We start from the raw sequence: 23,882 nt of genomic DNA on the forward strand, positions 1-23,882 counted from the left end.
AATGCATAATGCACGTTACTAATGCATAATTTAGGTTATAATTCACTTAGGTGAATTATTAAAAAAAAGGAATTCAGTCTCAAACTGAATTCCTTTTTTCCTTTTTTCATTTTTTCATTTCACTTTTGCAATAGTAAAAGTGAAGCTTCATTCATTTATTCTTAAAATTCCTAAGGAGTTTTTTCCCTAATTATCAATTACGCATTATGCATTGTTCATTGTAGAAAGTTTGGAATCAAACTTTCTAATATCAGGCCATGTATGATAATTAGCTCCTTCTTTAGAATGATAATCTATAAAGTCTTCAATACTAATTTCATATCTTTCAAAGTCATTTAATTCTATTTCAATATTATTATTCTCTAATACATCAAAGCTTGTTACTTCTCCTGTGGGTATTGATTCACTTCCATAATAAAAAGTAACTCCACTTTCTATTAAAGTTTCATATAGTTCTAAAATATCATCCCTTAAATTTTCTTCCAATAGTATCACCTAACCTTTGTTCATCATAAATATTATTTTTCTAGATAAACTTCTAGGTATAAATTTATTAAACGCTATAAATATCTTATTTCTAACTCCAGGAATTATTATAAGTTTTCCTTTTTTGAAATCTCTATAAGCAATTTTAGCAACTTCCTTAGGTGTCATTAATGCTTTTTTAGCTAACCCTTTTTTCTTTATACCAGCCCTTTCTTGAAAATTTGTTCTTACAGGGCCAGGGCATAAACAACTTATTTTAATATTTTTCCCCTTTACTTCTTCATATAAAGCTTCTGTAAAATTCAATACATAAGACTTTGAAGCATAATATGTTGCCATCTTTGGTCCAGCACAAAATGCAGCTGTAGATGCCACATTCATTATAAAGCCTTCTCCATGCTCAAGCATAGCTGGTAAAAATACTTTTGTAAGTTCTGTTAATGCTCTAATATTTATATCAATTAACTTAAGCTCCTTTTCCATATCTATTTCATTTAAATATCCAAAAGAACCTATACCTGCATTGTTTATTAAAATATCCACAGACAAATTATTTTTATTCACATATTCTAATATTTTTTCACAAGAATTATCCCCAGATAAATCTAAAGCAATAGTATAAACATTAATACTATATAGGCTTAATTCATCCTTTACCTCTTTTAACCTATCTTCATTTCTTGCAACTAGAATTAAGTTATTCTCTTCCTTTGCATATAGCTTAGCTAATTCATATCCTATACCAGTAGTAGCTCCTGTTATTAATACGCAACTCCTACCATATGGTTTACCCATAAAAATTCCTCCAATTATTTTTTAATAATAAACTTTAATTTTTAATATATCATATTGTCCTTTAAAGATAAATATTATTACTTTATATAATCATTAGTTTATTTAGATATATTCTAATAAATATCTATTAAAAATAAAAATAGGTGAAATATCTTAAGTTGATATTTCACCTTATTAAGAATTATATTTTATTATCTATAATTACAATGCCCCTATTATAAAGTTAATTAAGAATAATGCACTTACTATATACATTACTGGATGAACATTCTTAGCTTCTTTTTTAACTATTTTAACTAAGCAATATGTTATAAAGCCAGCTGCCACACCATTTGAAATACTTCCTGTGAAAGGCATAAATGTTACTACAAAGAATGCTGGTAGAGCTATTTCGAAATCCTCCCAATCAATATTCTTGAAGGATTCCATCATTAAGACACCTACTACTATTAAAGCTGGAGCTGTTGCTGCTGATGGTACCATTCCCATTATTGGTGCTATGAATAATGATAATAGGAATAATACTGCTACTGTAACAGAAGTTAGTCCAGTTCTTCCACCTTGTCCAATTCCTGCTGCACTTTCAACATAAGTGGTTGTATTACTTGTACCTAAAAGTGCTCCAATTGATGTTGCTGTTGCATCTGCAAATAAAGCTCTTTCTAATTTTGATGAGAAATTATTTTCACTTTCAAATAACTTTTCATCATTCTCATCAAATATCCCTGCCTTTCTTCCAGTTCCTAAGAATGTACCTATTGTATCAAAAGTATCTGATAATGAGAATGCAAATATTGTAATCAATACAAGAGATATTTTAGAAGGATCACTAAATAATCCTACAAAATCTAACTGGAAAAATGTTGGTGCTATACTTGGAATTCCAAATGAAATTTGTGAAAAATCAGGAACTTGTGTTACACCCATGAAAATACCAATAACTGTAGTTATAAGAATTCCAAATAAAATTGCTCCCTTAAAATTAAGAAGCATTAATACAATTGTAACTACTAGTCCTATTAGTGCTAATACAGCAACTGGATCTTTAAAATTAGTCATTGCTAAATTCACACTATTGAATATTGTTGAACCTTCTGATGCAGCAATTTGATTAGCAGCTTCACCTGTGAAGGTAATAAAATGCGCTTGTTTAATTCCTAGAAATGCAATAAATAATCCTATACCACCTGATATTGCATATTGAAGTGATTGAGGGATAGCTTGTATGATCATCTTTCTTATTTTAGTAGTGGTAATAATTATATTAATAATTCCACAAATAAATACCATGGCTAATGCTTGTTGCCATGTAAATCCTAAACCTAATACTACTGTAAAAGTGAAAAATGCATTTAAACCCATTCCTGGAGCTTGTGCAAAAGGTACATTAGCTACTAATCCCATTATTAAAGTTCCTATTGCTGCTGCAATAATAGTAGCTACAAAAACAGAATTCTTATTCATACCTGCTAATGATAAAATAGATGGATTTACGAATAAGATATATGCCATTGTTAGAAATGTTGTTAATCCCGCCATTAATTCGGTTTTAACATCTGTGCCATTTTCTTTAAGTTTAAAAAACTTGTCCATAAAAAATACCTCTTTCATAATCGAATATTATATTGTTATATTAACATTTCATTCGTCATTAAGCAATGTATTTTTAATTTTTTTTTATAAATTAATATTTTAATTAGTTATTTATAATTTTTCTTAAGTATTTTATTCCTTAAATTCTGCAAATACGAATATTCTCTATTTATTTCAAATGTTATCATCTGTGTTTTATAAACTAAAATTTCAAATCATATTCCATATATTTACAACAATCTTTGATAATGGTAAAATATATATATATATAATAAGTACTAATAGGAGGCTTTTAATTATGTTTAACATTCATAATGTATCAGTTTATGTAAACAATAATTCACCTGTGGATTTAGAAAACTGTACTATACAGCATAATGGTAATGGTGGGCATCCTATTAAATTAAGAACTATTAAATCAATGGGAAAAACCGAGGAAGAAATGTGCATCATAACTGCAAGAGAAAGATCAGAATTAATTTTTAGTTATAGCTTAAATGGAAAAAATTATAGCTTAAGCTTATATGATAAAATATTTCTTACTGATCTCAGTCCAATAATTATAAATATAACATCAGAAGATAACAAATTAATATTTACTACTGAAAGAAAATCTGTAAAAAATATTTAAATTAGGAGGTCTGATAATGAAAAGAGAAGTTCAAAAGATTCCTATTCCTATACTAATTTGGGGTTCTGATTTTAATAGACATAATACTATTCTTTATATAAAGAATCATACTCCTTATAATTTAGTTAATGCTACCATTGAAAGAACTGGCATGGGTGGACATCCTATTAAATTAGGGACTATTAATGCTATGAGCGCTGATATCAGCGAAGAAATTTATCCATCTCCAATTATGGAAAAATCAGATCTAATATTAAATTACACATTAAATGGTGAAAATTATAACTCTGTTATTAAAGGAAATATAACCTTAACTGATATAAGGCCTCTTCTTATTGATATAACTGAAGAAAATGGAGAATTAAATTTTTCTGCAACTCGTTTAACTCATAAAGATGTAATAAGATAAAAATGTGCTGTCGCAACTCCTTTAATTAGGGTCTGTTGCGGCAGCGCCTTTATTCTTTCATTCTACTTCTCGTCTTCTGTTACTCGTCCATCAGAACTATTTACAGGAATAGCTTCTCCTAAGAATTTAGGTTCTGGCTTTAAAATATTTACATAGGTAAAATCCTTTAATTGAGCCAAAAGTTCACGCTTCTTATAGCTATCCATTAACTGATATTCTCTTATATCAGATTTTACACCATAAGCATCTATTCCTAGCTTTCTTGCTATATATAAAGCTCTTGGAAGATGATATTCATTAGTAACTATAACAGCTTTATCTACTTTAAAAATTTCTTTAGCTCTATACATGGTATCATAGGTACTAAAGCCTGCATGGTCCATGAAAATTAGTTTTTCATCTACATTACCATTCATAATATATTCCTTCATAGCTCTAACTTCATTATATTCTTCTCTACCATGATCACCACTTAAAATAAAAGTCTTACCAAGTTCAGCATTGTAAACTTCCAATGATGTTTCTAGTCTATCAGATAAAATATCAGAAGGTGTTCCATCCCCTCTAACTCCAGCACCAAGAACTATTATTGAATCATTTCCACTAGGTATATCTTCAATATTATAAATATACTTTTTATAACTACTTACTGTTGAAATGGCAATACTTATGATTAATATAGTTATTGCGATTAAAGATATAAATATTCCCATAACCTTTTTCCCCCACTTATTTAATTTAATCTTTCTCATAAATTCTCCTTATATTATATTCTAAATTTCATTTTTACGTGAGGTATACCTGCTTCTTCATACTCCTCTGATACCTCTTTAAAGCCAACAGATATGTATAAATTTTTAATATAGCTTTGAGCAGATAATGTTATTCTATCAGTGTCATAATTCTTCTTTATTTCTTCTATTGCTCTAATCATCATTTCCTTTGCTAGGCCTTTATTTCTATATTCCTTTAAAACTAAAACCCTACCTATGGATGCTTCTTCATAAGCAAGTCCCGGTGGTAATAATCTACAATATCCTATTACCTTTTTTCCTTCATCATCCATAGCAAATAAATGAATACATTCTTTATCCTTATCATCAAAATCATTTTCACTAGTTATTTCTTGTTCACAAACAAATACTTCATATCTAGATTTAACTATTTCATATAATTCATTTATATTAAGCTTTTTAAAAATCTTACAACTAAATTTATATTTACTCTTCATATAATGCCCCTTTCAATTATTAAGCTTTTATAATCATAATTATAATATTGTTATTTTATATTTTCCATAAATAAGTGAAATCAAGCTATATATTTTTTCAAAGTATGCTATACTCAATTCATAAGAATCTAATATGGTGTTTTAATATAACACTATATTTATAATTTAAAAGGAGAAAAAAGTATGCTTGAGTTTAAATTTGATACTCAATTATTAATTGAAGGGCAGAACTTATCAGAAGATGACATCAATGAATATATAACTAAAAATATAGAAGGTGATTGCTTATTAGCAGTTGGTGATGAAGATTTAATAAAAGTTCATTTCCACACTAATACTCCATGGAAGCTTCTTGAATATTGTTCTTCACTTGGAGATATTTATGATGTAGTTATTGAAAATATGGAACGTCAAGAAAATGGACTACAAGGCTAAGGTTAGTGAATAGATAAAAAGTAAGAGTGAATAGTTGTTTTATTTTAAAACTCCTCTTGAGTTTTTTCATAAACTATTCACTCTTCTCTATTATCTATAACTTTAATTAATCATTTCTTTATTTTATCATTATAAATAAACATATCAAACATTGAACTATTACCCTTCTTAAGAATATATTAATAGCATATCAATAACATATGAATTATATATTCTATGAGTAGGAGGTTTATGATTAAACGTGCAAGTTCTTCTATAACAATTGAGTACTGGTTTGATGGTCTAAAATATACTTTTTGGCGCCGCATCAACAATAATAATCCAAATTACTACACAGAAGATGATGACTGTATGATAGATAGATATGAAGATTTTCCAAGGAATAAATGTTCATGTTTTGATAATTGTTGTCCTAATATTCCTGGTATTCAAGGTCCCCCTGGCCCTCCTGGCGATCAAGGTCCTCCTGGTGATCAAGGTCCTCCTGGCGATCAAGGTCTTCCTGGCGATCAAGGCCCTCCGGGTGATCAAGGCCCTCCTGGCGATCAAGGTCCTCCTGGCGATCAAGGCCCTCCGGGTGATCAAGGCCCTCCTGGTCCTCCTGGTGGCGGTGGATGCGAATGCTGCTTAGCTGGTTTAAGAGCAATACTAGGATATTTAGAAAGTGTTTCTGCCGATGATATAAGAATAGAAACCATAGCAACTCAACCAGCAGATACTGATGTAAGTATAGTAAGATTCTATCCTGATGCAACTGATCCATCTACAGCTCTTTTGGTAGAACTTTCAGATGGCGTAATTGTATCCATTTGTCAGATAGAAGTTATAAAAAGTGCTAGTTTAATTGATGAGTCTTCAGACATGGTACCAGATGCATTAAGACTTTTATTAGATAATACTATAAACTCAATTCCAGATTCCTGTAAAAACTGTTGCCAAGAAGAGATAAGAAAGCTATTTAACTATAATGTTTCTATGGAGGTTTCTAATATTGATACTAATAGAAATAATGCTATATCTGGTAACGATATCGTTTTAGCTACTGGAGCTGCTTTAGCATTAATAGGAGCACCTTCAGATAAGGGATCTGCAGTTAATTTATGTTTTGTATCATCAGTAACCTTTTAAAGTCATTATAAAGAAAAGAAATAAATAATTCTAATAATAGAATAAAACCTAAACAAGTCAAATAAAAATTTTAAAAAAGTAAGAGTGAATAGTTTATTTAATTTTAAAACTCTCTTGAGTTTTTTCATAAACTATTCACTCTTCTCTCTTCACTATTACCTATCTTAGTCCTTCTCTATTATCTCTTAGTTATTCACTATCATCTATTCACTATACTTTATGCCCTATCTTATTTGTCCATTTCCATAGATTATATATTTAATAGTAGTAAGTTCTTTAAGACCCATTGGACCTCTTGCATGAAGCTTTTGTGTACTTATTCCTATTTCTGCTCCAAAGCCAAATTCTCCGCCATCTGTAAATCTTGTTGATGCATTAACATAAACTGCCGCTGCATTTACCTTGCTTAAGAATTTTTGAGAATTCTTATAACTATCAGTTACAATGGCTTCTGAATGTCCAGAACCATATTTATTAATATGAGTGATAGCTTCATTTACATCTTTAACTACTTTAGCTCCTATTATATAGTCTAAGTATTCCTTGCTCCAATCTTCTTCAGTAGCTGGTAAAACATCAGGTATTATAGCTTTTACTTTTTCATCCCCTCTTATTTCTACATCTTTCTCTCTTAATTCCTTAATTATAATTGGTAAAAAGTCTTTTGCTATTTTTTCATTTATAAGCATTTTTTCTGCTGCATTACATACTGATGGCCTTGAAGTTTTTGCATTAATAATTATATTTTTAGCCATCTCAAAATCACAAGCTTCATCTACATAAATATGGCAGTTTCCAACTCCTGTTTCAATTACAGGAACAGTAGCATTTTTAACTACAGCTTGTATTAATCCTGCCCCACCTCTTGGAATTAAAACATCTATATATTCATTAAGCTTCATCATCTTAGTTGCAGTTTCTCTACTAGTATCTTCAACTAACTGAATTGAATCTTTAGGTAAATCAGATTTTGCTAAGGCTTCTCTTAATACTTTAGTGATGGCTTTGTTAGAATTTATAGCATCACTTCCACCTTTTAAAATTACAGCATTTCCTGTTTTTAAGCAAAGACCTGCAGCATCGCAAGTTACATTTGGTCTAGCTTCATATATTATTCCGATTACTCCCATTGGAACTCTTTGCTTTCCTATTTGGATTCCATTAGGTCTTTTCCACATTTCTATAACTTCACCAATTGGATCATCTAATGCAATAAGATCTCTTAATCCCTTTGCCATATCTTTTATTCTATCTTCATTTAGGGAAAGTCTATCCAACATAGCCTTTGAAGTGCCCTTTTCAATTGCTATATTTAAGTCTTTTTCATTTTCTTTTATAATTTCTTCTGTATTATCTATTAAAGCTTTTGCCATTAATTCTAATGCATTATTTTTTTCTGTTGTAGATGCTATTCCTAAATCGTAAGAAGCTTCTTTAGCATTTTTTCCTAATTCCTTTATATCTAATATCACTTAAAACGCCCCCTTATTTATTTGAAATAAATAATGTTCCTATTTCTTCCCCATTTAATATATTTAATAATAATTTTGGGTTTTCTCCATTTGCTAAAACCATATGTACTCCAGCTTCCGTTGCTGTTCTTGCAGCAGTTAATTTAGTTATCATTCCGCCAGTTCCTAAATTGCTTCCTGCCCCTCCACAACACTCTTCAAGTTCTGGTGTTATTTGCATTATTTCTCTTATAAGCTCTGAATCTTCATTTTTTCTAGGATCTGAATCATAAAAGCCATCTATATCAGATAATATTATTAATAAATCAGCATTAACTAGCTTCGCAACTATAGCTGATAAATTATCATTATCACCAAATCTCACTATATTTTCTATCTCATCTATAGATACTGTATCATTCTCATTAACAATAGGTATTATTCTATTTTCAATTAATGTTTCAAAGGTATTACAAACATTATTTCTTATATGATCATCTTCAACTACATCTCTAGTTAAAAGTACCTGCCCAACTGTATGACTATACTCTGCGAAAAACTTACTATATATATGCATAAGCTCACATTGTCCAACTGCTGCAACCGCTTGTTTTTCTCTTATAGTTTTAGGCTTTTCCTTTAACTTTAGTTTAGATACCCCAACACCTATAGCTCCTGAAGTAACTAAAATAATCTCTTTACCTGAATTCATAATATCTGATAGTATTCTTGTTAGCTTCTCTATTCTAGTTAAATTTATATTTCCGTTTTCATATGTTAGTGTGGAAGTTCCTACTTTTACTACTATCCTATTGGCTTCTTTTATTTTTTGCCTATTATCCATTCTACCGATCCCCCTAATTATTTCTTGATTTAATTATAAATATTATTAAATATTTTTTCCACATAAAATATACATAAAATTTACTATTCTTTAAACTCTCTTATTTTTTCATCTAATTCTTTATTAAAATACTTGTAAATAACTTTAGCTAAAGAATAAATTGGTACTATAACAAAAGCTCCAATAGGACCAATAAGTGTAGCAGCTCCTACAACTAAAAAAATATCTGTTATAGGATGTATTTTCATAGTCTTTCCCATAATTAAAGGCACTATTATTCTCCCCTTAAGAGTTTGTGCTACTAATACTAATATTGATAGTTTTAAAATCATGTTCCATCCTAAAGCTATAGCAATTATATATGGAAGTATTAAGGATATAAAGAAGCCAATAAAGGGTATAAAAGCTAATATAAAAGTTACTGAAGCTAAAAGTAATGGATTTATCATTCCTATGATTTTATATCCAATAAATATCATTACAGCTAGTGATAAGGCAACTTTTGCTTGACCTATTATATATGTTGATAGAACCTCATCACCCTCTGTAACTATAGCTTTAGCCTTATCTTTATATTTCCTAGGAAATGCTTTTATTAATGCTTCTTTTATATTTTCCTCATCCTTAAGTAAATAAAAAGCTATTAAAATTACTAATAATATATCAGAAAATAATTGAATGCCTTTATTAAAAAGTTTTCTTATATTAGTAGATAATAAAACTATGTAGTTTTGTATATCTCCTAAAAACTTATTATAATAATCAATATTTAAGACACTTCTTTTTACCATACTTCCTATATTTTCTGTATCACTTCTTGATTCTATTATTTTTAAAAATATAGATTTAACACTTATAAATTGCTCTATAAAATAATCTCCAAAATATTTACCTATTCCTGCCATTATAAAGAAAAAAATAAATATTGTTAAGGCTGCTGCCATTCCTTTATTCATTCTCTTTTGTATAAATAATTTGTTTAATGGTTTTAGTATATAAAATAAAAATACTCCAAATATTATTGGTATGATTACTACTGAAAATATTACACTAACAAATTTTTTTATTATATAAACATTACTTAATAATATTATTAATATGGCAAATAAATTTAAAATAACTAAATATGTAATTACGCTTTTTTTACTCATAGTAAATTCTCCCTTAGTTAATTATTAAATTTAGTTTATCCTTATTAGAAGAAAATATTAACATAATATTTTTGTATAAATTTTAGTTATTTTTGTATAAAAATATATTGATTTTTAGATTAAATATGTATTAAAATAATTTCTTGTGTATAAATATTAATTATTTCATATAAAGGAGACTGAGATGAAAAATATAACTAATTATGAGATTTCTATTAAAAATTCTCTTATTTTTATTATTCCTTCTTTAATAGGGATGCTTTTATTTATGATACCTATTAAGTTTAATGGAGAAATTACTATACCAGTAGCATTAATGTCAAAGTACCTTGCATCTTCATTGGAAGGATATTTAACTTCAATTATTACTTTAACAGTTTGTATATCTGCAATATTTAGTATAATAACTAAGGTATTCAAACCAGACTTCATAATTAAAAATAACTTTCTAAATACTTTATTTAATGTAAGTACAGTTTGGTTTATAGCTAGAATTTTAGGAGCTGTATTTTGTGTTCTAGCGTTATTTAATTTCGGTCCTGAAATAATAACAAATGCTGGAACTGGAACCTTTGTGTTAAATGATTTACTTACAATTTTATTTACTATTTTCCTTTTTGCAGGATTATTATTGCCATTATTACTTAACTTTGGGCTATTAGAATTTTTTGGTTCACTTCTTACTAAAGTTATGAGACCTATATTTACATTACCTGGACGTTCATCAATTGATTGTATTACTTCATGGCTTGGTGATGGGACTTTAGGAATATTATTAACTAATAAGCAATATGAGGAAGGATTTTATTCTAAAAGAGAAGCTGCTGTTATAAGTACAACTTTTTCTGCTGTTTCAATAACTTTTAGCTTAATTGTAATAGATACCGTTGGTTTATCTCACTTATTTATTCCATTTTATTTAACTGTAACACTATCTGGAATAGTAGCTGCAATGATTCTTCCAAGAATATACCCATTGCGTAAAATTCCAAACCATTATTATGATAATAAAATGAAAAAGGATGATGAGACTATCCCTCATGGGCATACTTCTCTTTCTTGGGGATATAAAAAGGCTCTAAATAAAGCTGAAAAAAACCCTGGGGCTAAGGCCTTTTTAATTGATGGTACTAAGAATGTTTTAGATATGTGGCTAGGTGTACTTCCTGTAGTTATGGCCCTTGCTACTATAGCACTAATAATAGCTGAATATACTTCTATATTTCAAATATTAGGTTTACCTTTTATTCCTTATTTAAAGCTACTTAATGTTCCAGAAGCTATATCAGCATCTCAAACCTTAGTTGTTGGGTTTGCAGATATGCTACTTCCATCAGTTTTAGCTGCTAACTCTATAACTAGTGATATGACTAAATTTATAGTAGCTTGTACTTCGGTTTCTCAATTAATTTATATGTCTGAAGTTGGTGGAGTTTTACTTGGATCAAAAATTCCTATATCATTAAAACAATTAATCATAATATTTATAGAAAGAACTTTAATTACTTTACCTGTAATAGTTCTTATATCCAACATTATCTTTTAATAGAAAAAATTGGGCGTAAATAGCCCAATTTTTTTATAATTTAATTTTATAAATAGTATATATTCTACTTATTATGTATATATATCAGAAAATTCAATATTGCACTTCTCTATAATTTTATTTTCATCAATAACTTCATTATATATGTCTCCGCCTTCTATAACTTCTATAGGTAAATAAAAGGTTATCTGAGTAGCGTCCTCTACATCATCTACATATATTTTACCATTATGCATTTCCACAAAATTCTTAACTAAAAATAATCCTATTCCACTGCCTTCATTCTTTCTAACAAATAAGTCATCTACTTGAGTAAACTTTTTAAAAATTAGCTCCTTATTATCTTCATCTATAGTTTCCCCATAATTTTTAATAGATACAAATACCTTATTTATATCTAACCTTGTATTTATATTTATTTCTATATCTGTATTACAATCTGAAAATTTAATTGCATTGGATATTAAATTCAAAATAATACGTTCAATCTTTTCTGCATCGCAGGCTAAAATCACTTCTTCTTCATCTGTATCGAAAATTATATTTCGATTTTTTTCATTTACACATCTTACCACAGACATAGTTATATCTTCTATTAATGTAATAATATTATGATTTTCTAATTTCAAATCATAAAAATTATTACTTATTTTTGCTGTATCTATAATATTATTAACTAATCGTATTAATCTATATGAATTTTGTTTTAAAATATTTAAGTATTCTTTATATTTTTTATTATTAAAGCTTATATTAAAGTCCTCTGGATATGACATTAATAACTGTACAATTGAAAGTATTATGTTAATTGGTGTTCTAAATTCATGAGATACGTTATCAAAAAAATCTGTAATTATAGACTCTAATTTTATTATAGCTTCTAATTCTTCTTTTTTCTGCTTTATATCTGATATTTCTCCGTTATTTTCTATTTGCTTCATTATAATACATATTTTATTTAGAATTACTTCTAAATATGCCTCATCTATAGAAAAACTATCTATACTTTTATTAAATGATATACAAACTAATCCAAATAACTTGTCTGCTAAACTTATATGCTTAATCTTTAAATTTTCTTGCTTAATATCTTTGTTAAATTTTTCAAGCCCAAGTATTTTACTATATATATCCATGCTATTATCTATATCAAAATCATTTAAGCATAATTTATTTTCCATTTCTTCAGATATATATATTTTCTTTTTATAAAATTTAATCTCTTTTTCATTTTCACTTATATATAGTTTAAAAGATTTTTCATCCTTATCATACAAAAATATATGTATATTTTCACAATTCAAAGTTTTTTTAAAGATCTTTAATATAGAATATAAATTATTCTTAAACTCTTCTTTGTTTTGGTCTAAATACTTTAAGAGATTACTTTCTATTTCAATTTGTAGATTTTTTGCTAAACTTATGTCTTCAGCTATACCTCCTATAATCTCTTCTTTACCATTATCTCTATCAATTATGAATTTATGTACCTTATGCCATATATCTTGTCCATCTATTTTGATATGCTCTAAATTATACATATCCTTCTTATTATCTAGTAATTTTTTATCTGTATATACACACTCTTTTGCAAGATTAGCATCTCTAAAATCATAATCCGATTTTCCTATTATGTCTTCCTTATGTAAACCTACACTATCAGCAAATAACTTATTTACATATATATGCTTTCCATCCTTATCCTTTAACCATATTGGATAAGGTAATTTATCTAACATAGCTTCTAAATCTTCTATACTATAATTTCTAACTGATTTATCATGGTTTTCAGTCACTATATTTCCTCCTTAGATTTAATATAATAGCACTATGATACTATAAAAAAAGTTAATTTTCAATAATCTAATAGTTCACCCATAACCTTAACATATTAATACTTTACTGATGTTTTTAATAAAAAATTGGACCCCAGGGGTCCAATTTTTTACAATTATTTCACAATTATTTTCATAAGTCTTGTTAAATCTAAAGCTTGCATAGTATTAACTATAACTCCTGCTAAATTTTCTATCTCAGTATCTATTCCTGTTATATCGCAAGTTGTGAAATCTATTTTATTTAAGTTAGTTTTATTAAAATAAGCATTAGTTAAGTTTGTTTCATTAAAAGTTACTTTATCTAACTTTGTTTGTTGGAATATTCCCTCTGAAAAATTACATTCATCAATGGCTATATTCTTAAGCTTTGAAAAAGAAAAGTTTATATATTTCCCTATAGAATTATTAAATACTACTTCTTTTATATTACATTCATCAAATCTAGCTCCAAGTAGCTTGCAATTAATAAATTCTACTCTATGAATACTTCCACCACTAAAATCTATATTAGATAAATCACAATTTTCAAAGGCTGAATCTAATAAATCTATATTTTGTAATGAGCATTCGTTAAATATAACATTTCTAAATCTACAAGAATCTATAGTTAGAGTTCTCTCTTGTAAGTAGTCTATATCTATATCTTCAATTAATTTGTTTTGTAGCTTTTCAAAATTAGCTATTTCCTCTTCTACTTTATTTACTTCCTCAAGTTCATCTATAAACTTAGGCTTTTGAATTTTATATAACTTTGCCATATACTATCCTCTATCTTTTATATTTATTTATAATAATTATATTATAAATATTATACCCTACTATAAATTATTTCAAAAAAATAAGAGTTGTATAATTTTCTTACACAGCTCCTACTTATATTCAATATATTTTCTTTTTTATATTTATTATATTTGTCTTGCTACATTTACTGCTTCTTCAATACTATTTAATGCTCTACGAGCTCTAACTGCATCCCCTATTACATGGTATGCTATATTTTTTTCTTCACAGTAATTAGAAAGTTCACTAAAGTCACGAGATTTAGCTCCTATTGCAACTACTACTGAATCACAAGGAATTTCTTCAATATTACCATTTTTCTCTATTATTATTGATTTTTCCTTTATTTCAATACATTTTGCTTCAGTTATAGTTTTTACCCTTTCATGATATAGACTTTCCATAACGCAAATTTTTCTTAATTGCCCTAAATCTTTTGCTACTTCATTAAGCATTTCTACTACAGTTATGTTATTAACTTTTCCTGATAAGTATTCAGCAACTTCTAATCCAACTAAGCCTCCACCTATAACTATTACTTCTCCTGTTACCATTGAAGTACCTGCAAGTATTTCATGAGAATTAGTTACATGTGATAAATCAGCTCCTGGAACTCTAAGCTTCATTGGTTCTGCACCAGCAGCTATTATAACTTCATCTGGATTTATGTCTTTAATCACATCTGCTGTAACAGGAGTTGAAAGTCTTATATCTACTCCTTTTCTTTTTGCAATATCTCCCATAGAGATAGCAGCATCTTTCATTTCTTCTTTTCTTGGAGCAGCTCCTGCTAAAATAAATTGTCCACCTAAGGAATTAGAAGCTTCACATAATATTGGATTATGCCCTCTATCCTTTAATTCTATAGCAGCTTGAAGTCCTGCAACTCCCCCACCTACTATTAACACTTTTTTAGGATTATTTGTTTTTTCTAATTTAAATTCATCTTCTCTTCCTAATGCTGGATTTCTTAAACAAGTTATGAAAGGTACATCTGGTGATGAGAATCCATCATAACATCCTTGATTACATCCTACACAACGTACTATATCTTTTTCATTTCCATTCATAGCTTTATTACAGAATTCTGGATCTGCTAATTGTGCTCTACCGATAACTACCATATCAGCTTTTCCACTCTTTATTATTTCATCTGCTTGCTCTGGATCATTAATTCTTCCAACAGCCACAGTTAACATTCCTGTTTCCTTTTTAATTCTTGCTGCATTATCTACATTAAATCCTCTTGGTAAATCTACTGGAGGTACTTCAAATTTTATAGCTGCACTTGAGAAATTTCCACGAGATACATCTAATGCATCTACACCTGCTTCTTTAGCCCACTTACAAAATTGGATAACATCTTCTATAGTAAGTCCATCTTTTACATAATCATCATGAGCATCTATTCTCATAAATAAAGGCATGTCCTCTGGAACATTATCTCTAATTGCCTTTATACATTCTAATAAAAATCTAGCTCTATTTTCTAAACTTCCACCATATTCATCTGTTCTTTTATTAAATGCTTTACTTAAAAATGAATGTGGTGTGTAGTTATGCCCTGCATGGAATTCTATTGCATCAAAACCAGCTTCAACTGCACGCTTAGCTGCATCTCCAAAAGCTTTAATAGATTCTTCAATAATTTCCTTACTAGCTCCTGGCACTGTATAATTTTCAGTAACTTTAAACTCACTTGGTACTACTACCATTGAAGTAGGATCTCCAAATAAAACAGCTGATCCACCTAACCATAATTGTATTCCAGCCTTTGCACCACCTACATGAATTGCATCAACTAGCTTTTTTAGGCCTGGTATATATTTATCATCTGAAATTGCTAAAAAGCTTTTTGGTGCAGCTTTGTCATAAACTGAACAAACTTCTGTAAAGTTTAAACCATTTCCACCATTTGATCTTGCAACATGATAATTTATAATTTGATCTGTTACTTCCTTACCCTTGCCAGCCATTTTAGTACCCATAGCTGGGAAAATAACACGATTTCTCATTTCCATTCCTCTAATTTTAATTGGACTAAAAACATTCTCAAAAGCCATTTTATTACCTCCAAAAATATAAATTTTAATGTACCTTTTATATATATATTATATTTCTTTGTTAAAAATAAATCAATATGTTTCAAACACTTTGTTTTAATTTATTAAAAAAATAAAAAATGCCCTATGTTTTTAAACAATAGAACATTTTTATTATCTAATTTTCTTCTTTTAATAACCTTATTAATTTTTTAATATAAATCTGTCTTTCTTCTACAGTAGATATTATTTCTTTATTATAATCTCCATCTTCATTAGTAGCTGGATAAGTGATAGCTGCCATAAATATTGCTTTTCTATATTTAAAATCTTCTTCACTGCAATTAAGTACATTTTTTAAAACACTGTATAGCTTTATATTTGCTTCATTTGATTTTTCAATTATTTTTAAATCCATTTCGTTCTTTTCCTTGGTAGATGAAGCCTCCTTATTCATCACTAAAACACCTGGATATCTTAAACAGTATTCTATTATCTCATTAGAACACTTAAAAAGTTTTTCTTCATCACTAAGGCTTTCATCATAAAGTGCCGAATAAGCTTGAGTTATATTTTCTAAATAAAATTCCTTAACATAATTCATCATATTTTCTTTACTATTAAAATAATAATTTATTGCACTAACATTTACTTCTGCTTCTCTAACTATAGATCTAATAGGGACATTAGTAGTTCCATTTTTACCAAAAAGGTATAATGCTTTATCTAAAATTTTTTCTTCTATCCCCTTTAATTCTCTCATTATTTCACCTCTAAAATTCAAACTATAAATATTATATCAATTAACTCTAATATATCCAAAATTTTCTTATGAATTACTATAATAATTTAAGAGAACTATTTATCAGTTATTACGAATGCATAGTCCCCTTAATTTTAATAATATATAATTTTAAAAATCATAATCATCTGGATCTAAACCATGCTCTTCAAGAATTTCATTTCTTTCATCTTCATCCATAAATGATAATTCATCATAATCTAATCCTTCTTCTTCAATCTCTGTTTCAAGCTCTTCATCTTCATCATAAGATAAAGATAAATCTGCCTTTTCAGCTTTCTTCTTCTCCTCTTCTTCCAAAATGCTCATAAATGTTGCAAATGCAGCTGCCTTTTCGAAGCTATCCAATTTACCATCATTATTAAAATCAAACATTTTTCCAAAAATACTCTTAAACATTATACAACCTCCTGTAAATTTATTGATTTTATGATTATTTTTTAAATACTTGTATCATCTATTATTTATTATTTAATTCCACCATAAAATACAGTTCCTTCTCATAAAAAAGTTGTATTACTATAATTTAATTGTACTCCCATTCTAATAATCAGTAAATATTATAGTATAATTTTGTTAACGTATAGTTAATAATTTATATAAGTTATATTATTTTCAAATCAGTAATACTATAAATTTTTAACTTATTTTACTATACTATTTAAAGTATAATAGACTATATAGGGGAGGTTATATATGAAATATGAAGTTTTATTATTTGATGCTGATGAAACCTTATTCGATTTTAAGAAGTCAGAAAAACAAGCTTTTGAAAATAGCATTAAGGAATTTAATATAGATTATAATGAAAGCTATCATTTGAAAATTTATGAAGAAATAAATAAAAATATTTGGTTAGAATTTGAACAAGGCTTAATTACTCAAGAAAAGTTGAAGGTTGATAGATTTAAAAGATTATCTAAGGAAATAAATGTACCCTTTGATGAATTAGAATTTTCTATAGCTTATATAAAACACTTATCTAATGCTTCCTTCTTATATAATGATAGTGTTGAATTAATTGAAAAGCTAAGTACTAATTATAAATTAGGTGTAATTACTAATGGACTTAAAGATGTTCAATCTAAAAGAATAGGACAATCTGTTATAGCTAAGCATTTTGATACAATAGTTATTTCAGAAGAAGTTAAGGTGTCAAAACCTAATTCAGAAATATTTAAAATTGCTTTAAATAATTTAAATTATACTGATAAAAGTAAGGTGTTAATGATTGGAGATAGCTTAACTTCTGATATACAAGGTGGCATAAACTTTGGAATTGATACTTGTTGGATTAACTTTAATAATAATAAAAATTCAACTTCAATTAAACCTACATATGAGATATCAAACTTATTGGATTTACTTCAATTACTATAAGCTTAACTTAAAGATAATATAAATATAAATGCCTATAGATTAAGGTGCATATCTATAGGCATTTACATTTATAAACTACTTATTCTGATCCTTTCATTAGATGCTTTTTAATTTTCTCTTTTCCCCTACTTAATCTCTTATAAACTGCTTCTTTACTTAACTTTAAATCTCTAGATATTTTTCCTACTGATTCTTCAAATAAATATCTTTTTATAAATATATTTTTATCTTCTTCTTTTAAATCTGTTAATAACTTATAAAATTCTTCATTATCCACTTCTATACTTTCATTAAATTCAGTATATATAATCTCCTCATTAAGTTCTAAAGTTATTCCCCTTTTATTTATCTTTCTTTTATAATCAATTGCCTTATACTTAGCTACTGAAATTAAAAAGTTCCTTAAATTTCCCTTTGTACTATCATAACAATCTATATTTCTCCAAATACCTATTAATACTTCATTAAAACAATCATCTACATCATTTGCTTCTGAAAAATTATAAAGTATTTTATTTATTACTCCATAAATTAATTTTCCATAGGCTCTTGATAAATCATCTAATGCATACTGCTCTCCATTTATTAACCCCGAAACTATCTCATTGTCTTCCATACCACTTTCCCCCTATAGAAAATTAGTTATATTTATTAGATAAATATTCTTGTATTTCATCACAATCTGTATTTCTTATTAATAAGTCCTTAAAGTCACCATTAGTAAACTCAATAAGAATCTCTGATTGAAGTTTTCTTCTTGTAAGAAAGAAATACGCAATAGGAATTATTAAAATATAATAAACTACTTTTTCAACTGACTCTGACCTATTTGATAACATATATGAAACAAATGAAAGTATTTTTGATAGTGCATTTGCTGCTATAAGTGCCAATAATGTTATTCCTATTGCCAATGCCTTACTCTTCTTATAGTATAATTGAAAATGAAATCTATATTTTTTCTTAACATCTGCTCCTGCATTTATTTCCTTTATTTCTTCATTATTATATATTTTTATCCCTTGCATTCTATTATAATAATTTGCGCTAACTTCAATAATTCTTTTATTTGTACAAAACATTAGTACATTAAAAGAATATCCATCTCCAGTAATAAAGGGTGCATTAACCGCCATATTTACTGTTGTTGCAACTGCAAGCATATCTGGATCAGTAGTCTTAATTATCTTTTCTATTACTTCATCCTCTTCTAATATTCTTTCCTTAACATAAATGCAAGCTTCTCTAAATTTGCTTTTTGCTAACTTTGTTTTTACATCCTTTGTTATACTATTTAATTTCTTCTCTTCAATATTGGCAATATCAATATACTCTTTAATTTCTTCATCATCATAATTAATTCCATTTAATTCTTTAAACATTTGTCTATCATTCATATCAAATGCTCCTTTAATTATTTTATACTATATACGAAATCCAATGTTAATATTTGGACATTTCTAAATAATAAATATAATTTATTTTATATTTATTAATTTATAGTCATCCTTCATCTATTGGCATCCATTCAAGTATATATTGCTTTTATTTTTGAAATACTAATTCAGAATTAAACTTTAGGAGGATACTTATGAAAGAAATACTTTTATCGCTACTAATAATAGCACCATTTACAAATACTAATATAATTTTTCATCATCAAGCTATTGCTACTAATGTTAGTATTTCAAAACCTAATGATTCAAAACAAGGATATAATCATGAATATAATATTATCTTTAAAACTATGAAAAAGGAAATGAATGCTGCACCTAATACAGGAAATGTTAACTTAGACTTTGTCTTAGAAATGATACCTCACCATGAAGGTGGTATAAATATGGCAAAAGCAATAGTTAAACATGGTTCTAACCCCGAAGTTAAGAAGATTGCTGAAAATATTATTACTTCTCAAAGCGCTGAAATTCCAATTATGCAAGAATTAAAAGCTAAGTTTGAGAAAGAAAAGCCTTCAAGTAAGGCTGATTCTAAAGAATATATAAATGAATATGATAAAGTTAAAAATACTATGTTTAAGAAAATGGAAAATGCTATAATAACAGATAATGCTGATGTTAACTTTCTTCAAGAAATGATATATCATCATGAAGGTGCTATTGGAATGGCAAATAACATCTTAAAATACACACAAGATCCAGAACTTAAAAAATTAGCTGAAAATATAGTTTCTAGCCAGAGCAAAGGTGTAGAAGAAATGAAGTCATTGTTATTAAACTAATAAATTAAAAAAAGCAGATAAACTTGCCTTAGACAATTTTATCTGCTTTATAATTAATAATCCTTTTTCTTTTTTACAACAACTACTATGTTCAATATAAATATAATTAAGCTTAAAATTGAAATTCCTATTAATATGTCATTCCAAAAGGTCCAATTTAATGCATTATTATCAGCTAGTACACCTTGAAATAAAATTCCTGTATACATGGCAACTCCACATAAAACATCTATTATTAAGTCATAAGTATTTATTAATTTTCTAATTGCATTATTATTAATTAAGTTTTTTCTAACTCTTATTGCTTTATAAAAATTTATACATACTATAATAAATAATACTATATATGCAATAAATATTAATTGAAAATGACTCATTACATCATCTAAAGGCTTTACCTCTAACATATCTATTCCTCCTAAATATATACCCAATCTATTTCAAATCTAAAGCTAATTATACCAATACACTTGTTTTCATTCAATAATTTCACAGTTTTAATATATTAAGCATTTATTATTTTCCTTATAGAATGTTTAATATACTCTGGAAAAAATAATGTCAACTCAGCATGGCTCTTATAATATCTTTTATCATAATATGCATTTATATTAGTTTTACTTAATTCATTTAATAAAGGATTTATATCAGAATTATAGGTTTCTTCCTCTGTAGAGTAATGAATATATATATTATTATTATTACTTTTATTTAAATTCAACTTATTCTTCATTAAGTTATTAAGTTTATCTATAGATTCTTCACTGCAATCTCCCATAATATATTGAAGTATATTTTTGTGGTTAGGAAGATTCAAATAATTACCAAGATTATATTGTGGAGCTCCTGTTATTATATAAGAATTCTCTCTTTCCATTCCAAAGTATAAGGCAGAGTAGCCACCCTTACTTGATCCAATATAAATTTCTTTCTCTGGTTTTATTTCATCTGATATCTTCTTTATTAAATTCTTTACATCTTCTTCAATCATGAAGTCATTATCTTTTCCTAGGTAATAAGCTCCCCTTCCATCAAAGCCGAAGTTATCTAATATAAATAATTTATTACATTTAAATTCTTCAATAGTTCTTATATAATTATATCTAGCCTTCTGTCCTACTTTAGTGCAGGATGAAAATACTATTATTAATTCTTTAGAATTTTTATTTCTTTCTAATAAGTAATTAATCTTATAATTATTTCCTAAGTATACTTTTTGCTTAAACTTCATTAAATACTTTGTTTTTAATAAATCTAATGCCTTATTAATTTTGCTTACTGTGTCCATCTTCTTACCCCTAAACTACTTTTATAAAAAAACAAAACAATGCTTATATTAAATAAACATTGTTACGTTACTTTTAATTACATTATATCAAATAATTGTAAAAAAGTAATTATGTTATTTTTAATTTTCTAAATCTACTATAGGCTGCCATAATTTCTTGCTTTCTAGGTAATGCTAAACTCCCTGAACCACCCTTAACTTTATCTAAAGAAATTATTCCATTTCTTTTTATTTCATTATAAGCTTCATTTACTGCTTCTTCTAGGGATAAATTTTTATTCATTAAATTATCTTCTATCCATTTCATAATAGCTCCAATAGCATTTAATTGCTCGTTATCTACTATTTGCTCTACAGCTCTTAAATCAATATTCTCATTATTAACACTTATACTACTTAATCCCATAGTTTTAATTTTTACACCTTTATAAGTACTTTCAATAGTTCCCTTTTGAAGCCTTCTATTAAGGTTTATATTTATAGATATATCTCTTTCCTTAATTCTCTTATTTATTTCACCTCTCATAAGAGACCTTGCTTCTTTTGTAACATCCTTTGTTTCGTAATTATCCATTTGTATAACAGTATCTGCTACATCAAAATAATCTCCAGAGCTACCTATAACTAATATAGTTGAAATGTCCTTTTGATTATATAAAGGCTTAACTATTTCAATAAATGGTGTTATTGGCTCCTTTTCCTTAGAAACTAATTTTTGCATTAAGTCATCTCTAATCATAAAATTAGTGGCTGATGTATCTTCATCAATAAGTAAAACCTTTGCCTTAGCTTCAATAGCTTCTATTATATTAGCTGCTTGTGATGTGCTACCACTAGCATTTTCTGTAGTAAACTTAATTGTATCTTTACCATTTGGAAGGTTATCTATAAATAATGATATATCTGTATTTTTAATACTTCTTCCATCTTCTGCTCTTACTTTAACTGCAGTATTATCAGTAATTACAAATTCTCTACCATCGCCTTCAATATGATTATATACGCCTAGTTCTAAAGCATTTAAAAGAGTAGACTTTCCATGATAGCCTCCCCCAATTATTAAAGTTATTCCTTTTTTAATTCCCATTCCTTTAATTAAGCCTTTATTAGGTAAATTTAATTCTACCTCTAAGGATTCTGGAGACTTAAAAGGTAATGCATTCTTTAATGGTCTTTGTGAAACTCCACTTTCTCTAGGAAGTATTGAGTCATTAGCTATAAAAGCAATTAAATCTCTTTTCTTAATTTCACTTCTAATATACTTTTGATCTTCAGCTAATTTAATTCTATTTATCAATTTATTTTTATTAATATTTTCATATATTAATGTATTTTCCACTATGCTTGGTATAACATTATATAAAATCTTTTTTAATTCCCTAGACAAAACTGTTCTTCCCTTTGCAGGAAATCCAGCATAAAATCTAGCTTCTATATTATCTTTATTTATTATGACTGATGTTCTCTCTAATATTTGTTGTGGACATCTACTTATAGAAATTAATCCACTTTTACCAGAGACAAATATCTTTTCACTAAACTTATTTATATTAAAATAAAATAATCTAGTTAAAAAATCAGAAACTGCAATTCTTTTATAATTTTCATCTATTAATTCTTCTGGAAATCTTGCTTTATTCTTATTAATAATAATTCTTATTCTTGAAGGTGAAGCAAAAGGATCTCCTTGAACATGATCTATACTTAAAATATAATTATTAAAATCATATTGCCCTTGTAAATCTTTATATGCCTTATATCCTCTTCCATCTATCCTTTGAAGTTCATTTTTTAAAGTTATAGAATTCTTCAT

25 protein-coding genes are annotated in these 23,882 nt (G+C 27.2%); 7 read left to right on the plus strand and 18 right to left on the minus strand.

Annotated features, from left to right (window positions below):
• Nucleotides 1–204: 204 nt before the first annotated feature.
• The 3 genes from HUJ77_RS01475 to HUJ77_RS01485 form a co-directional block, all read right to left on the minus strand.
• Nucleotides 205–486, minus strand: coding sequence for a hypothetical protein (locus HUJ77_RS01475; protein WP_291706795.1), 282 nt, complete (start codon nt 484–486; stop codon nt 205–207).
• Nucleotides 487–495: 9 nt separating this feature from the next.
• Complete coding sequence (locus HUJ77_RS01480; protein ID WP_291706796.1) at nt 496–1,281, minus strand: SDR family oxidoreductase; 786 nt, start codon at nt 1,279–1,281, stop codon at nt 496–498.
• A 201-nt stretch (nt 1,282–1,482) separates the two neighbouring features.
• Nucleotides 1,483–2,874 (minus strand): NCS2 family permease, encoded by a 1,392-nt coding sequence (locus HUJ77_RS01485; protein WP_291706797.1) that lies wholly within the window; start codon nt 2,872–2,874, stop codon nt 1,483–1,485.
• Nucleotides 2,875–3,172: 298 nt separating this feature from the next.
• Here HUJ77_RS01485 and HUJ77_RS01490 point away from each other — a divergent pair, with 298 nt between their 5' ends.
• Both HUJ77_RS01490 and HUJ77_RS01495 read left to right on the plus strand, forming a co-directional pair.
• Entirely contained in the window at nt 3,173–3,505 is a 333-nt protein-coding gene (locus tag HUJ77_RS01490) for a hypothetical protein (RefSeq protein ID WP_291706798.1), read from the plus strand.
• A gap of 16 nt (nt 3,506–3,521) precedes the next feature.
• Nucleotides 3,522–3,914 (plus strand): hypothetical protein, encoded by a 393-nt coding sequence (locus HUJ77_RS01495; RefSeq protein WP_291706799.1) that lies wholly within the window; start codon nt 3,522–3,524, stop codon nt 3,912–3,914.
• Nucleotides 3,915–3,976: 62 nt separating this feature from the next.
• Here the strand turns inward: HUJ77_RS01495 and HUJ77_RS01500 are convergent, their stop codons facing one another.
• Nucleotides 3,977–4,666, minus strand: coding sequence for an ElyC/SanA/YdcF family protein (locus HUJ77_RS01500; protein WP_291706800.1), 690 nt, complete (start codon nt 4,664–4,666; stop codon nt 3,977–3,979).
• A gap of 14 nt (nt 4,667–4,680) precedes the next feature.
• Complete coding sequence (locus HUJ77_RS01505) at nt 4,681–5,145, minus strand: GNAT family N-acetyltransferase (protein ID WP_291706801.1); 465 nt, start codon at nt 5,143–5,145, stop codon at nt 4,681–4,683.
• 183 nt (nt 5,146–5,328) lie between these two features.
• On the opposite strand from HUJ77_RS01505, the gene HUJ77_RS01510 reads away from it, so the two are divergent.
• The gene (locus HUJ77_RS01510) at nt 5,329–5,580 is read left to right on the plus strand and encodes a kinase to dihydroxyacetone kinase (protein WP_291706802.1); all 252 of its coding nucleotides are present in this window, start codon (nt 5,329–5,331) and stop codon (nt 5,578–5,580) included.
• A 231-nt stretch (nt 5,581–5,811) separates the two neighbouring features.
• Nucleotides 5,812–6,708: a hypothetical protein gene (locus HUJ77_RS01515; protein ID WP_291706803.1), complete on the plus strand. Its 897-nt coding sequence runs from the start codon at nt 5,812–5,814 to the stop codon at nt 6,706–6,708.
• Between the two features lie 224 nt (nt 6,709–6,932).
• Here the strand turns inward: HUJ77_RS01515 and HUJ77_RS01520 are convergent, their stop codons facing one another.
• From HUJ77_RS01520 to HUJ77_RS01530, 3 genes are all read right to left on the minus strand, one after another.
• Nucleotides 6,933–8,168, minus strand: a complete 1,236-nt coding sequence (locus tag HUJ77_RS01520) for a glutamate-5-semialdehyde dehydrogenase (protein ID WP_291706844.1) — start codon at nt 8,166–8,168, stop codon at nt 6,933–6,935.
• Nucleotides 8,169–8,193: 25 nt separating this feature from the next.
• Complete coding sequence (gene proB / locus HUJ77_RS01525; protein WP_291706804.1) at nt 8,194–9,003, minus strand: glutamate 5-kinase; 810 nt, start codon at nt 9,001–9,003, stop codon at nt 8,194–8,196.
• Between the two features lie 83 nt (nt 9,004–9,086).
• The gene (locus HUJ77_RS01530) at nt 9,087–10,154 is read right to left on the minus strand and encodes an AI-2E family transporter (RefSeq protein ID WP_291706805.1); all 1,068 of its coding nucleotides are present in this window, start codon (nt 10,152–10,154) and stop codon (nt 9,087–9,089) included.
• A gap of 184 nt (nt 10,155–10,338) precedes the next feature.
• Between HUJ77_RS01530 and HUJ77_RS01535 the strand changes: the two genes are divergently transcribed.
• The gene (locus HUJ77_RS01535) at nt 10,339–11,700 is read left to right on the plus strand and encodes a YjiH family protein (protein ID WP_291706806.1); all 1,362 of its coding nucleotides are present in this window, start codon (nt 10,339–10,341) and stop codon (nt 11,698–11,700) included.
• A 71-nt stretch (nt 11,701–11,771) separates the two neighbouring features.
• Here the strand turns inward: HUJ77_RS01535 and HUJ77_RS01540 are convergent, their stop codons facing one another.
• The 5 genes from HUJ77_RS01540 to HUJ77_RS01560 all read right to left on the minus strand — a co-directional run bounded on the left by HUJ77_RS01540 (nt 11,772) and on the right by HUJ77_RS01560 (nt 17,561).
• A complete protein-coding gene (locus HUJ77_RS01540; protein ID WP_291706807.1) occupies nt 11,772–13,496 on the minus strand; it encodes a PAS domain-containing sensor histidine kinase in 1,725 nt (574 codons plus the stop codon).
• A gap of 155 nt (nt 13,497–13,651) precedes the next feature.
• Nucleotides 13,652–14,296 carry a pentapeptide repeat-containing protein gene (locus tag HUJ77_RS01545; RefSeq protein WP_291706808.1) on the minus strand — a complete coding sequence of 215 codons (645 nt, stop codon included), beginning with the start codon at nt 14,294–14,296 and terminating at the stop codon, nt 13,652–13,654.
• Nucleotides 14,297–14,443: 147 nt separating this feature from the next.
• The gene (locus HUJ77_RS01550) at nt 14,444–16,381 is read right to left on the minus strand and encodes an FAD-dependent oxidoreductase (protein WP_291706809.1); all 1,938 of its coding nucleotides are present in this window, start codon (nt 16,379–16,381) and stop codon (nt 14,444–14,446) included.
• A gap of 157 nt (nt 16,382–16,538) precedes the next feature.
• Nucleotides 16,539–17,123, minus strand: coding sequence for a TetR family transcriptional regulator (locus tag HUJ77_RS01555; protein ID WP_291706810.1), 585 nt, complete (start codon nt 17,121–17,123; stop codon nt 16,539–16,541).
• Nucleotides 17,124–17,273: 150 nt separating this feature from the next.
• On the minus strand, nt 17,274–17,561 hold the full coding sequence (locus HUJ77_RS01560) for a hypothetical protein (RefSeq protein ID WP_291706811.1): 288 nt from the start codon (nt 17,559–17,561) through the stop codon (nt 17,274–17,276).
• A 297-nt stretch (nt 17,562–17,858) separates the two neighbouring features.
• On the opposite strand from HUJ77_RS01560, the gene HUJ77_RS01565 reads away from it, so the two are divergent.
• Complete coding sequence (locus tag HUJ77_RS01565; protein ID WP_291706812.1) at nt 17,859–18,542, plus strand: YjjG family noncanonical pyrimidine nucleotidase; 684 nt, start codon at nt 17,859–17,861, stop codon at nt 18,540–18,542.
• 79 nt (nt 18,543–18,621) lie between these two features.
• On the opposite strand, the gene HUJ77_RS01570 is transcribed toward HUJ77_RS01565, so the two are convergent.
• Both HUJ77_RS01570 and HUJ77_RS01575 read right to left on the minus strand, forming a co-directional pair.
• Nucleotides 18,622–19,158: a sigma-70 family RNA polymerase sigma factor gene (locus tag HUJ77_RS01570; RefSeq protein WP_291706813.1), complete on the minus strand. Its 537-nt coding sequence runs from the start codon at nt 19,156–19,158 to the stop codon at nt 18,622–18,624.
• A gap of 22 nt (nt 19,159–19,180) precedes the next feature.
• The gene (locus HUJ77_RS01575) at nt 19,181–19,939 is read right to left on the minus strand and encodes a hypothetical protein (protein WP_291706814.1); all 759 of its coding nucleotides are present in this window, start codon (nt 19,937–19,939) and stop codon (nt 19,181–19,183) included.
• Nucleotides 19,940–20,133: 194 nt separating this feature from the next.
• Here HUJ77_RS01575 and HUJ77_RS01580 point away from each other — a divergent pair, with 194 nt between their 5' ends.
• Entirely contained in the window at nt 20,134–20,781 is a 648-nt protein-coding gene (locus tag HUJ77_RS01580) for a DUF305 domain-containing protein (RefSeq protein ID WP_291706815.1), read from the plus strand.
• A gap of 53 nt (nt 20,782–20,834) precedes the next feature.
• On the opposite strand, the gene HUJ77_RS01585 is transcribed toward HUJ77_RS01580, so the two are convergent.
• The 3 genes from HUJ77_RS01585 to HUJ77_RS01595 form a co-directional block, all read right to left on the minus strand.
• Entirely contained in the window at nt 20,835–21,188 is a 354-nt protein-coding gene (locus HUJ77_RS01585) for a hypothetical protein (RefSeq protein WP_291706816.1), read from the minus strand.
• Between the two features lie 98 nt (nt 21,189–21,286).
• Complete coding sequence (locus HUJ77_RS01590) at nt 21,287–22,069, minus strand: hypothetical protein (protein WP_291706817.1); 783 nt, start codon at nt 22,067–22,069, stop codon at nt 21,287–21,289.
• Between the two features lie 109 nt (nt 22,070–22,178).
• Complete coding sequence (locus HUJ77_RS01595; RefSeq protein ID WP_291706818.1) at nt 22,179–23,882, minus strand: ABC-ATPase domain-containing protein; 1,704 nt, start codon at nt 23,880–23,882, stop codon at nt 22,179–22,181.

It is taken from the genome of Clostridium sp. (assembly GCF_021443865.1).
Classification (GTDB): domain Bacteria; phylum Bacillota; class Clostridia; order Clostridiales; family Clostridiaceae; genus Clostridium.